The sequence below is a fragment of the Blastopirellula sp. J2-11 genome, from assembly GCF_024584705.1.
Taxonomy (GTDB): Bacteria; Planctomycetota; Planctomycetia; order Pirellulales; family Pirellulaceae; genus Blastopirellula.
Genome location: NZ_CP097384.1, coordinates 5,811,578 through 5,823,993 on the forward strand (window position 1 = coordinate 5,811,578; position 12,416 = coordinate 5,823,993).

A 12,416-nucleotide genomic window follows, 5' to 3' on the forward strand; every position below is an offset into this window, starting at 1 on the left:
GACGCGCGATCCCCTGCATCACCAGAATCCCCAATGGCTAAAATGGGGCGAGCAAAAACGGCTTCGATCGTCTGGCGATCGGAGCCTGGGCGACGCCGCTTACCTAGCGTCTTCCAGAGTTTTCTCCAGATCGGTTTTCAGCGAACGCATGTAGGCGCGCCACTCGCCGTCCAGGGCCCGCTTGTCTTCACCGAAGACTTGGTCAAACACCTTTTGCAATTCGTCCGGCTGGGCATGACTTGCTTTGGGAAGCTTGCCCAGTTCGCGATAGTACTCGACCAGCTTGTCGAAATGCTTTTCCATGAGAAAGTGGGTCAAGGCCCACGCTTGGCCATAAGCGTGCAACGTCGCAAAGTTGTTGGCCGAGCGGGTAAAGATTTGATCCGATGCGATGAAATCGATGTTAGAAACGCTACTGAGGGGAGCAAGTTCCCGGTACCATTCCAGTCGTTCCGCGTTCACCGCGCCAATCCCGCTCCAGGCCGCTTGCTTGGGAGATTCAAAATAGGTGGCCAGACCTTCGGCGACCCAAACCGGAATGGGAGAGTCGGCCGGCATCAGCCCCGTGTTGGCGGCCAGTTGATGGGTCGCTTCGTGACTGACGACTTCGATGTCGAGATTCTCTCGTTTCACTTCAATCAAAAGGCTCAGCGTATCGGCAAAGCGGATCACATCGGCCATCCCCCGGATCTTGCGGCGGACGATCTCGTCTCGTTCTGACTGGATTTTCTTGTTCAGAAGATTGAGCACCTCGAACGACTCGTCGGTTCCCTGGTCGTAAAAGACGGCCACATTGTCGATACGATGGTAGAACCCGGCCGCCGACGCCAAGTCAGGGCCCAACAAATTCACGAACTGGAGGTATTCTCGATGCTCGGCGAAGAGAACCACCATCAACAGCTTGTCAGGCACATCCAGTTCGACCCCTTCCAGGCAGAACTTCATCAGGAAGCTTTCGTAGACCGTTTCCAGCAGCGTGAGACGTTCCTCGGCACGCGTCATCCCGGTGCGTTCATCCTTTTTACCAGAGGTATCGTGTAACAACAGAAAATGCTTACTGCGGAGGAATTTCATATCCGCGCGGTTCTTCGTGAAGTCCCGCATGATCTTTTCCTGCGCCGGGTCGATCGGTATCGGCTTGTCGACCGCCTGCTTTAATTCGACCAACTTCTTCACGCGATCGTCTTGGGGATCAATTTCCCAAGCCGCTCTGCAGGCCTGATAGAAGAGATCCAACTTGCCGATCTTTAACGCATGCTGGGCCGCATCGAGACAGCCAGCAAGATCGCTGGCCGCTTTGGCCGTACTCAACTCATTGGCGGCTTGCGACTGAACGGAACGAACTTTGTAGATCTTGACGTCCGCGGCGCTCATGTACAGATTGCCGAACGTCGCATGCCGAAACGTGACGTTTGCACCTGGGTTAACGGTGGCTCGGCCTTGAAGAACAAAAACCAAACCCGTTCCGGGAACGTTATACAGAACCAAGTCCGCACAGGATTGCGATACGCAGGCCAACCCCAGCATCAGTCCTAAGAGGCCTCGAACAATCATGACAACCTATTGGAAAAAAGAGGAACGGTGGGTAACTCGCCCCCCGAATTATGTCCTGGATTGCCGGCGAGAGCAAAATCATCTTTAGAAACTTTGGCCCAATTGCCCCGAAGTCGGCGCAAAACGGAGGCGCCATGCATTGGAAATCGGCGAACTCTCCGTTCGTAGGAGCCGAACGGCAAATTTCGCCCCAAATTGCGAAAACCGGGCATAATAAGTAGCAGAGCGAAGCCGCTAGCAACATCGGCCGCGGATCCAACGTTGACCCCAGATAGACGCCGCTCTAGAATCCGCGCCCTAGGCGCGGCTCGCGCCTTCCTTTCCCTATAACTACTTCCGGTCACTGATGATCGCACCTGTCCATCTACCTGACGCCGAGAGCGAGAAAGCGAAACGCCGTTTTGCGTTGCCGGCCTGGCTGATGTCAATGCTGGTGCATGCGTCAGTCATCGTCGTGTTGGCGATCACCATCCGCTCGGCGCCGCGCGGCGCCGCGAGCGAACCAAGTCGCAGCGGCGGCATTGTCCTGGCCGAGCGTTCGGATGGCCGAACCGACTACGTCGACGGCGACCAGAACGACGCCGCCGACGCGGCCAATGCTCCGTCGACCGCCGAAGCGGTGATGTCCGAAAGTTTGCCTTCGGCCGACCAACCGCCGTTGGATATGACCGGCTTTCTGCCGACCGGCGAAGGGGGCGAAACCGACGGGTCCGATAGGACCGGCCTCCCCAGCGCCAGCGGCTTGACCGGAGGCGGCGGAGGCTCGAAGTCCGGCATTGACGGCGCCGGCACAACGCGCGTGTTTGGGATCGAAGGAACCGGCAGCAAGTTCGCCTACGTCTTTGATCGCTCCGGCAGCATGGGCAACTCGGCTGGCCGCCCGCTGGCCGCCGCCAAAGGCGAGTTACTGGCAAGTCTGCGCGAGCTCGACAAACTGCATCAATTTCAAATCATCTTCTATAACGAAGAACCGCGCGTCTTTAACCCGCTGGGCGGAACGCCGCGGCTGATGTTCGCCGACGAACAAGGCAAAGCCCTCGCCGAACAATTTGTGGGCAGCATTGTCGCGAGCGGCGGTACGCAGCATCTGAAGGCGCTGTACATGGCGTTGGCCATGAGCCCTGACGTTATCTTCTTTTTAACCGACGCTGACGGCTCGCCGAGCGAAGAAGAGATGGCCGACATTCGCCGTCGCAACCGCAGCGCCGTGATCAACACGATCGAGTTTGGGGTCGGCCCCTGGGACGGTCGCCGCAACTTTCTCGTTCGTTTGGCCGAAGAGAACGGCGGACAGCACGTTTACGTCGACACCTCCAAGTTGAGGGCGCGCCGTTGAACCTGCTTCGCTTGATTTTGTTCGCGCTGCTGTTGGTCCTCGGCGGCGCCGTCGGCGCCGCTGCCGAAGATCGCGTCTATCTGCAGCACTCGGTCGACTCGCGTGCGCCGGAAGTCTATGTCGGCGACGTGAACGACTTTACCGGCGAAACCTTGAAGATGACGACGCTGAGCGGCCGGCAGATCGAGATTCCCGCCGCCAAAGTAGCACAGGTCGACTCGGATTGGCCCGAGAAGATGCGCCAAGCACAAGCCCTTGCCGCCCAAAAAAAGTTTGCCGAAGCCGAGATCGCATTCCAAGCAGCCTATCGCGCCGAACCGCGACCATGGGTCAAACGCATGTTGATCGCCGAGATGGCCCGCTGTCGACGAAATCTCGGTCGCAATGATGCAGCCGGCGACGCCTTTTTGGCGCTGGTCGCATCGGATCCTTACACGCCGTATCTCGATGCGATGCCGTTGGCCTGGAAGACCGGCGAGCCTGACGTCAACTTGCATCGCGCGGCGATCGCCTGGCTAGAGAAAACCGATTCTCCCCACGCCCAACTGATGGGAGCCAGCTTTTTGCTCAGCGCCGCCGAACGAAGTCAGGCCATCGCGGCGCTGCAAAAACTGCGCACGGCCGCTCCTGCCGAGTTGGCCTTGCTGGCCGAAATGCAACTTTGGCGCACCGAGCCGCCGACGACGCAAACCGCCGATCGAATTGCCGAACGTCGTCCCCAAGTGGAACGCCTGCCGCGGACCGTGCAAAGCGGCCCGCGACTTTTGCTGGGTGACGCGCTTGCCCGCGACGGACAGCCGGAATCCGCGGCGCTCGAATACTTGCGGATCCCGATCCTCGACAACGTCGACCGACCGCTGGCGGCCGAAGCGCTGTTGCGGGCCGGCAAACAACTAGAATTATTGGGGCGCCCGGTGCAAGCCAAGCGTCTCTATCGCGAAATCATTACTGACTACCCCGCCGCCAATGCGATCGCCCGAGAGGCTTCCGCACGCATGGAACAAGCAGGCGGCGCCTCGCCGTAAGGAGACGAACTTGGCGAATATGACGCGCATCATGATCTGGTCCCTCGCGCTGACGTTGATCGGCGGCGGCTACTGGTTCATCACGCAGCAACCCTCGGTTGCAACCACGCTATTGGCGCAAGACGCGAACACGCCGGCTGGCGCTGCGCCGCTTGAGAGTCCCCCCAGCCAACCGGCGGAAGGGACCGGCTTTATCGACATTTTGCTTTCCGGCGGGATCGTCGGCAATTTGATCATGCTGCTGTTGCTCGCGCTCTCGTTGACCGCAGCTTACCTCGTTTTTGAACATGCGATGGCGATTCGCCACAAAGAGCTTTCGCCGCCAGGACTGGCCGATGAAGTCCGCGAGCAGTTGATCGCCGGCAACGTGAAGGAAGCGGAAAAGGTTTGCCATACGCATCCCAGCTTTCTGTCGTTTGTATTGTTAAGCGGGATCGCCGAACTCGACAGCGGTTGGACCGGCGTCGAGAAGGCGCTTGAAGATTCAGTCGCTGAGCAGTCAGCACGGCTCTTTCGCAAGATCGAGTACCTCTCGGTGATCGGCAACATCGCGCCGATGGTCGGTCTGCTAGGGACGGTGACCGGGATGATTTTCGCTTTCCAGCAAGTCGCCAGCACGCAAGGCGCCGCCGGCGCGGCTGATCTGGCGGAAGGAATTTATCAAGCGCTGGTCACCACGGTCGGCGGACTACTGGTCGCGATTCCTTCGCTCGGCGCATTCGCCGTGTTTCGCAACTGGGTCGACGAATTGGTCGCGGAATGCGCCTATGAAGCGCAGCAGGTCTTCACACCGCTCAAACGTCGCCGTCGTCAAACGGCCGCTCCCACGCAGGGAGGCCGCAGCGGATGAAAGTCCACGCCAACCTCAGGCCAGGACAATTCGACTTCAACATGACGCCGATGATCGACGTCGTCTTTTTGTTGATCATTTTCTTTCTCGTCTCCAGCCATTTGGCGAAACAAGAAAGTCAATTGCCGCTGCCGTTGCCGACCGCGGAAACCGGCAACGAGATCATCGACGACGAACGTCCGCGCGTGGTGGTCAACGTCGCAAAAGATGGTCGCGTCTTGTTGGCGGGCAAGCCGGTGACGCTGGAAGAAATCGGCCAGCGACTCGAGTTTCAGCGCAGCCAATCAGGCGACGACCTGGAAGTTCGTATTCGCTGCGATCGTGATGTCGCCTACGAACATGTGAAACCCATCATGTTGGCCGCCGCCGAAGCCGGCGTCTGGAACGTGAACTTTGCGGTGATTCGCGGGGAGGACGCTCGCTGATGCGCCGCTCGTCTCCCTACGTCGACCGCCAGAGTTTACAGATTTCGATGACGCCGATGATCGACGTCGTCTTCCTGCTGCTGGTCTTCTTTTTGTGGACCGCCAGCTTTCAGGTCGTCGAGTATTCGCTTCCCAGCAACCTGACGCCGCAGATGGGAACCGGCGCTAACGTCCAACCGCCCCCCGAGCTGGCCGACTTTGAGCAAGTGGTCGTTCGCCTGACCGAAGAACGGGGCCGTTTGGTCTGGAAGGTAAACGATCAACCCCGTTTTCAACTATCCGAGGTGCGTCAATTGATGCAGACGTTGGCCTCGATCAAGAACGACGTGCCGCTGGTGATTGACGCCGATGGCGCCGTCGGAGTCGGCGACGTGATCGACATCTATGACCTGGCCCGTGAGCTGAATTTTCAAGACATCCAATTCGCCGTCGACGCAAAAAGCTGAGCGTTCGTCATGCCGCGTAAACCGACAATCTGCAAGCTCCTCGGACTGACGCTGCTGCTCTGCGCTGGCCGGCTCTGCGCGGATGAATCGGCCGACGTGCAGATGATCGCCGGGCTGCGACAACGGCAACTGTTCGCCCTGGCCGAAAAATACGCCGCCGAACGATTGGTCGCGCCAGACCAGGATCAGGCCGAGCGCAGCGTGTTGGCCGGCGAGTTGATTCGCACCTTCGCCGCGCATGCGCTCAATTCGCCAACCGGCGATCGCAATCGTTGGTGGACCGCCGCGCAGAGCGTGCCAACCGAATACGCCAAGCAGTTTGGGGGCGACCCGCGACAGATTATCGTCGAATCCCAAAGCGCGCTCGCGATGCTCGCCCAAGCCGAGCAAATTCGGCAAGAGTCCGAACTCGGCGCCGCCGGCGCCGAATCGGTTGAGCAAACGCAGCTGCTGTTGCGCAAGTCGATCGCGCGGCTGGAAGGTTTGCTGGCCGAAGCGAAACGACTGACGATCGCCGCCGATCTGCAGCGCGGCGCACCAGGGCTATCAGGTGAAGAACTGACCGGGCTATCGCGCAACTTACAGTTTGAATTGGCCCGCGCACTTGAGAATCAGGCGCTCACCTATCCGCCAGAAAGTCTTGATCGGATCAACTCGCTGACGCAAGTTTTAACAACGCTCGACCCGCTGACCAAGTTGGGGGATTCGTCGCCGATTACGTGGCCAAGTCGTTTGGCCGAAATCCGAGCTTTGCGATTGTTGCAAAAATATGCGGAAGCGGAGAACGCGATCATAACGCTCGCCGACGGTAAGCCGCCGGCCGGCGTATTGCTGAAAGCGAAGGCCGAGCAGATTCGCTTGGCGCTCGATGCCGGACAAATCGACGTTGCGAAACAACTGATCGATCAGGGACGTCAACTGAACGGCGTCACTTCGCCGGAACTCGACTTCGCTTACTTTCAGACCTACGTCGCGCTCTGGCAAGCGGCCGCCAAAAATGGGGACGCAGCCGGAGCCAAATGGCAAGCGCAAGCTTCTGCCGTCATTCGCGATCTTGAGCAACTTTACGGCGCCTATTGGGCGCGCCGCGCTGAACTGCTGCTGACGCAAAACGCTCAATCGGCCGGAACCAAAGACATTGATCTGCTCCAGCGAACTGCCGACGGATACTACCGCCGCGGGCAATATGTCGATGCGATCGCGACGTATGATCGCGCGGCGGCCGCCGCAGCGGAAGAGAAAAAAGGGGACCGCGAGTTTCAACTGCGGCAGACGGCCGCGGCGGTCTTGGCGAAACAACAGCGGTACGCCGACGCCGCGAAACGACTCCGGCAACTCGCCAATCTGTTTCCGTCGCAAGAGAAAGCGGGAGAAACTCACTTAACTTCCGCCTACTATCAATCACTGGCGATGCGAGCCGATCCCAGCCTTAACGACAAGACCTATGTCGATCAATTGCGTGAGCACCTGATCCGCTGGCCGACCAGCCAAACGGCCGATCGCGCGCGACTCTGGTTGGCTCAGTATCAACTGGCCAACGGAGATGCCGGCCAAGCGGTCGATACGCTGCTGCCGATTCCGGCCGATTTTGACGAAGCGGAGGAAGCGGCGATTTTAGCGGCGGCGGCGATTCGGGAGCATTTTTCCCAAGCCAGCGCCACCGGAGAAATATCACCGCGCGACGTCGCGCAAGTGCAATCCTTTCTCGAACGGTATGCGCTGACCTCGCCATCGGCTGAAGCGCGCCGCACAGCCGCCGAAGCGCTGGCCGAACTGCTGCTGTTTTACGTGAAGAATGGCTATGCCACGGCGCAAACGACCATTCGCTTGGCCCTACAAGCCAACGCCGACGCTCCGATAAATTGGCGCAGTCGGATGCAGTCGCTGTTGGTTATCGCGCTTGCCGGCGGTGGAGACGAACAAGGCGCCGCCGCCGCCCTGGCCGACGTGAGCGGCGGTGAGCCGGAGAAGCTGTTTCAAGTGATCGCCGCTTTGCAACAGATCAGTCGCACCGCGAGAGGAGACGCCAAATCGCAACTCGCCAAACTGCAGTTGCAAGCGATCGAACAGCTTAAGCCGCGTGCTGTGCAATTGCCGCCGCCGCAACAATCGCAACTGCAAAAGCTTGAAGCCGACGCGTTGGCCGCTTCCGGAAACCGTCAGGCGGCGCTAGCCGAGATGCGCACCGTCGCTCAAACCCAGCCAAAAGACGTGGTGCTGCAAGTCGCGCTGGCCGAACTGTTAGCCGCCGACGGCTCGGTCGCCGAGCGCCGCGAAGCGCTAAATATCTGGCGTTTGATCGGCGCCAGGATGAGCCAACCGCAATCGGATCGCTGGTATCAAGCGAAGTACGAAACGGCCCGTCTGCAAATCACGCTAGGCGAGAACGAGGAAGCGGCGAAACTGCTGAAGTACCTGCAGACGCTCTACCCCGATCTCGGCGGCCCCCAGTGGAAGCCGAGATTTGAGAAGTTGATTACAACAGCAAAGTAGTGTGGATGATATCCGGCGCCAAAAAATTCGGCGCAAGCTCTCTTTCCTACTTTGCCGTCCGCTTGCTCTCCTCGTCGGCGCTCGGAAAGTCATCCGGAATGGGCTGCGTCACCGCGCCGGTCGCCGCCCATTCGGCGCCGCGGCACAAAGTCGTGATAAAGCCAACGCATTCCATCGAGTAGTCGGCGTGTCCCATCGGCGTGTGAAAGACGCGCCCGTCGCCATACTGAATGGTCATCAGCATCGGTTCGTGCCGACCGCTTCCTCCTTTGCCTGGCTCGGCGTAGGCGGTCGCGAGGATGTGCATATTTTCACCGGGGCCGCGAAGCTGATCGTAGAGTTCGTCTTGACTATGCATCCAGGCCTTTGGCATTCCCTTGGTGATCGGATGCTCAGCGTCGCGCACGACAACCTGGAAGGGATGTTGTGCGCCATGGTGACCGCCGGAACCGGGATCCGTGTTGCGGACGACCTCTCCTTCTTTACCGTAATAGATGTAGGGGCCCGACTTCTCGTTGCGGCCGCCCCAGCCGCCGAGTCCGATCATGCGGTTGTACTGATCCCAATTGCCAAACGCATTGTCAGCGGCATGAATCACCACAAAACCGCCGCCATTTTTGACGTAGTCGACAAACGCTTCCTGCGTCGCTTTCGGCCAGGGCTGACCGTTGTAGTTGCTAATCACGACGTCGTAATTTTTAAACTCCGGCGCAAAGCCTTCCGTCGACTTCGGCTCGGTCGTGGCCACATCGACCGTAAAGAGATCTGTTTTGATCAGATCGGCTTTCATCATCCGCGTCGTCTTGGGCCAGATGCCGTGGTTGTTTTGACCATCGACGATCAGCGCTTTCAATTTCGCATCAGCGGCAAAGCCAGGCGCCGCCAGCGCCAACAGGCAAAGTAAGGTGCAGAACATGCGCATGAGGGAAACTCCGGAGTGCGAAAGGGGAGGAAAGTAGTCGAACGCGTGTCGCTTAGCGTCGTGAACGTTTGTAACGGATATTGCAACCAATCGCGATCGTCTCCGTCTTAGCGGGGCGTTCCCCCTTCAGTGCGGCGTCGATCGCTAATTGCACATAATTGGTCTGCGCCTTGTCGGCGTCGGTCGAGTCATCGAGAGCGCCCATATAGACGATCTCGCGTTTTTTATTCAGCACGAAAAACTCCGGCGTACGCGTCGCCCCAAATTGCTTACCACTCTCTTGAGAAGTGTCGGCCAGGTAAGCGAAGGCGAACTTTTTCTCGGCGGCCCGCTCTTTCATCGCCGCCAACGAATCCTCTTCCACCAAATTGCAATTGATCGCAACGACGGCGACACGGCTATCGGCCGCCGCGTACAGAGCGGCGAGCTGATTCAAGCGATCTTCGTAGTCGACCGCGTAAGGACACGTATTGCAGGTGAAAGCGACGACGACGACCTCTTTGGCTTGCAGATCAGACAGCGAGTGCTTTTGTCCATCGACGCCAGGCAAATCTTGCCAGACAGGCGCCTTATCGCCGATGTTTTTGACAGGGTTAAACTCGCCGGCCGTCAGTAACGTAGTCAGACTAAACAGCGCAACGAGGGTCCAGAGTCGTGAGAGCATTGTTTACTTTGGGTGAAGGATCGAAGGGCGAGCCGTTCTACCTAGTTTAACGAGCCGCGCCCCAGATTTCACCATTGCTTGAGCAAACCAAGAAAAACAAAGGCCGTCCCCAGGACAGGACGGCCTTTGTCAGCAACGGGCAACACACGCAATAAACGACTCGAGGTTATTCTCTCTGCTGTTTCAAGGGAGGATGGCCGACGGCGACCGAAATCGCCGCCGACCATCCGGCAGGACACGTCCCGTTTTAATTCACTGTGATCTCATAAACCAATTGCGGCGGCGGAACCTTGGCCGCGATCTGACCGAATGCGTCGAGCAATTGCTGCTCCATTTCGGCCACCGTCGCTCCGCCGGGGACCGCGATATGAACGCCGCCGCAAGCGAACGCGATCGCCGTCATCAAGTTTCGATCGGCATCCAAGCCGACGCTCATCGTGTGGATCGTCACGTCCAGCTTGTGAGCCTGGACCGCTTCGTAGAAAGCGTATTGCTTGGATTTGTCATTGGTGCTGTAGTCCGCATCGCCATCCCCATCGAAGTCGGTGTAGTCAGCCCAGTCCCATTCGTACGGCAGGCTCCATCTGTTGGGGTAGCGGTTCGCTTGGCCGTCGGTCATCACCACCATCGTCGGCCGCGCTCCATGCCGCGAATGTTCGGTCAGCAGCTCACTCGCCTCTTTTACGCCGTATCCCATGCCGGTGTACGAACCGTAATGGCCTGACTGCTTGTGACGTTGAATCAGGTTGAGCGTATCGTAGTCTTCGCTGATGTTGTTTCCGCCGAGCGTCGCGTACTCGCCATGCTCGTCGAGCGTATGTTCGACCCGGGCGCTTTCGTCATACGAGACGACGCCGACTTCGTCGCCAAAGTCGAGATCATCCAAAAACGAGAGGAACAACGTGAAGCCGTTCTTCACCGCATGAAACGGATAGTGGGGCGCCTTCCAGAGATCCTGGGTCTGCCAAGAGTTGTACTTTTTCGCAAGCCAATAGTTGGCCAACGTGACCCCGCCGTACATGTTGCGATAGTCGGCCGAACGGACGTCGTTGTCATTGCGGCAATAGTTGATGTAGTCATCCCAACTGCCGGAGGCGTAAGGATAAGAAACGTCGTAGAGTCCGAACGCGCTTTTCACGGCGCTGTTGGTGTCTTCAAAGCGCTCGCCATAACCAGAGCCTTCACCACTACTATTGCAACCCGATTTGACCCAGGCCTTGGTGATCACGCGATTGTTGTTGTAGCCGGTTCCTTGGAAGGTTCCGGTCTTCCCTTGGTTTAGATTGTCGTACTTGTATTTATTGCCGTTATCAAACTGCAGCACGACGTTCGACAAATCTTTTGACGATTGCACATAGACTTCGGTCCCTTTGAACGTGACCTGAACTTGTGAATCGCATCCGCTTGTCGGCGCCGCGCCGACTACCGTCAGATATGTCGGCTCCAGCGGCAAATCGCCGACATTGGGACTCATCGAAGTAAAGATGTCTCGCAAGTTCTGCGTAACCGCATCCTTGCCCAGGCGATTGATCGCTTTGAACTGGCTGTCGTCATTCATCGAGCCCGAGAAGTCGAGCACGACCACCATATCGCGAGCTTCGACAAAGCTGGTCGCCGAGGTGACCAGCGGAATCGAAGGGATACCGACCGCCCACCCAAACGCCAACGGCACGCGGCCGTCGGGAGCTTCCAGGTTCGGTTGATCGCGATGGGCTTCGACTTTCACGACGTTGTAAGGGCCGTTGGTCCAGTCATACGTCCATTCGCCGCTGCCGGGATCATACGTACGCTTGCCAAACACGACATCGCGATCAGCGTTGAGATATACTCCGTTCGCCGCCGCCACATCGACCGCCATTTGTTTGGCGAACGAAATCGAGATCGAATTGGGGTCGCCGCCGCTATCACCTGCTTGAGCGACAGCCGAAGTGATTTCTTGCGAAGCGGCCAAGGCCGCCGCATCCACTGCGTTCTGCATTCGGGTTTGTTCCAACGAAATCAACCCTGTGTCGATGCCGAAAGAAATGAATGCGAACAAAACGGCCATCACGACGGCGGCCAACACGACGAAGATCCCCTTGCGAGCCGAGCGTCGATTGGTCCAATTGCAGGCGAAACGAGGCATAGCGAAATTCTCCCAGATTTGGCGTATTCAAAAGGACGTCGCGACAGCGCGATTACTGAACGATCGTGCTCTTGCTATTGCGAAATACGACCTTACTCACCAATTTGAATTGGTTCTCGTTGTCGTTATGCGTTGAGGTCAACGAAGTAAGCGGCGTCTCGATTCGCAGCTCAAACAACTGGAAGTCATTCGCGGGATCATCCAGATCAAACTCGTTGCCAGGATCGTCGGGAAACTCGATAAAGACGTCGACTTCTTCCGGGTCAAATCCAGCGGCCGCCAACGTATTGCGAACATCTTGTTTGATTTTGTCGTTGGACTGAATCCCCTGCGCCACCCAGTCCGCACGATCCATCGCGCCCAATCGCGCGCCGTCGCGCGCCGCTTGCGCCATCACCGAGTGGGAGTCAAACAGCTTGCTTCCCTGGATCAAGCCGACGACCATCGTCAAAAACAACGGCGCTACGACGGCAAATTCTACGGTCGCCGTTCCACGGCGACTGGCGACTTGTTTTCGGCGAAAGCGTAACATCGGCCTCTTTCCTTTCCAACAACGTGTGTCTGGTTGTGACGTAA

The 12,416-nt window shown here is 58.3% G+C and carries 11 protein-coding genes; 6 read left to right on the top strand and 5 right to left on the bottom strand.

Features of this window, described 5'->3' with window-relative positions; genetic code table 11:
* Positions 1–99 precede the first annotated feature (99 nt).
* Entirely contained in the window at positions 100–1,374 is a 1,275-nt protein-coding gene (locus M4951_RS23120; protein ID WP_262023966.1) for a DUF1570 domain-containing protein, read from the bottom strand.
* A 526-nt stretch (positions 1,375–1,900) separates the two neighbouring features.
* Between M4951_RS23120 and M4951_RS23125 the strand changes: the two genes are divergently transcribed.
* From M4951_RS23125 to M4951_RS23150, 6 genes are read left to right on the top strand one after another with little or no spacing between them, the layout of a single operon-like run.
* On the top strand, positions 1,901–2,890 hold the full coding sequence (locus M4951_RS23125; RefSeq protein WP_262023967.1) for a hypothetical protein: 990 nt from the start codon (positions 1,901–1,903) through the stop codon (positions 2,888–2,890).
* Positions 2,887–3,915 (top strand): tetratricopeptide repeat protein, encoded by a 1,029-nt coding sequence (locus tag M4951_RS23130; protein ID WP_262023968.1) that lies wholly within the window; start codon positions 2,887–2,889, stop codon positions 3,913–3,915. Before M4951_RS23125 ends, M4951_RS23130 begins: the two co-directional genes overlap by 4 nt.
* A gap of 19 nt (positions 3,916–3,934) precedes the next feature.
* Positions 3,935–4,765, top strand: a complete 831-nt coding sequence (locus tag M4951_RS23135; protein WP_262026961.1) for a MotA/TolQ/ExbB proton channel family protein — start codon at positions 3,935–3,937, stop codon at positions 4,763–4,765.
* The gene (locus tag M4951_RS23140; RefSeq protein ID WP_262023969.1) at positions 4,762–5,190 is read left to right on the top strand and encodes an ExbD/TolR family protein; all 429 of its coding nucleotides are present in this window, start codon (positions 4,762–4,764) and stop codon (positions 5,188–5,190) included. The genes M4951_RS23135 and M4951_RS23140 overlap by 4 nt, the downstream gene beginning before the upstream one ends.
* A complete protein-coding gene (locus tag M4951_RS23145; RefSeq protein WP_262023970.1) occupies positions 5,190–5,636 on the top strand; it encodes an ExbD/TolR family protein in 447 nt (148 codons plus the stop codon). Before M4951_RS23140 ends, M4951_RS23145 begins: the two co-directional genes overlap by 1 nt.
* A 9-nt stretch (positions 5,637–5,645) precedes the next feature.
* On the top strand, positions 5,646–8,129 hold the full coding sequence (locus tag M4951_RS23150; protein ID WP_262023971.1) for a hypothetical protein: 2,484 nt from the start codon (positions 5,646–5,648) through the stop codon (positions 8,127–8,129).
* A gap of 46 nt (positions 8,130–8,175) precedes the next feature.
* Here M4951_RS23150 and M4951_RS23155 read toward each other — a convergent pair whose 3' ends face one another.
* The 4 genes from M4951_RS23155 to M4951_RS23170 all read right to left on the bottom strand — a co-directional run bounded on the left by M4951_RS23155 (position 8,176) and on the right by M4951_RS23170 (position 12,372).
* Positions 8,176–9,051: a ThuA domain-containing protein gene (locus tag M4951_RS23155; protein WP_262023972.1), complete on the bottom strand. Its 876-nt coding sequence runs from the start codon at positions 9,049–9,051 to the stop codon at positions 8,176–8,178.
* Positions 9,052–9,103: 52 nt separating this feature from the next.
* The gene (locus M4951_RS23160) at positions 9,104–9,715 is read right to left on the bottom strand and encodes a thioredoxin family protein (protein ID WP_262023973.1); all 612 of its coding nucleotides are present in this window, start codon (positions 9,713–9,715) and stop codon (positions 9,104–9,106) included.
* A 247-nt stretch (positions 9,716–9,962) separates the two neighbouring features.
* A complete protein-coding gene (locus M4951_RS23165) occupies positions 9,963–11,840 on the bottom strand; it encodes a vWA domain-containing protein (protein WP_262023974.1) in 1,878 nt (625 codons plus the stop codon).
* 52 nt (positions 11,841–11,892) lie between these two features.
* Entirely contained in the window at positions 11,893–12,372 is a 480-nt protein-coding gene (locus M4951_RS23170; protein ID WP_262023975.1) for a TadE/TadG family type IV pilus assembly protein, read from the bottom strand.
* Positions 12,373–12,416: the final 44 nt, after the last annotated feature.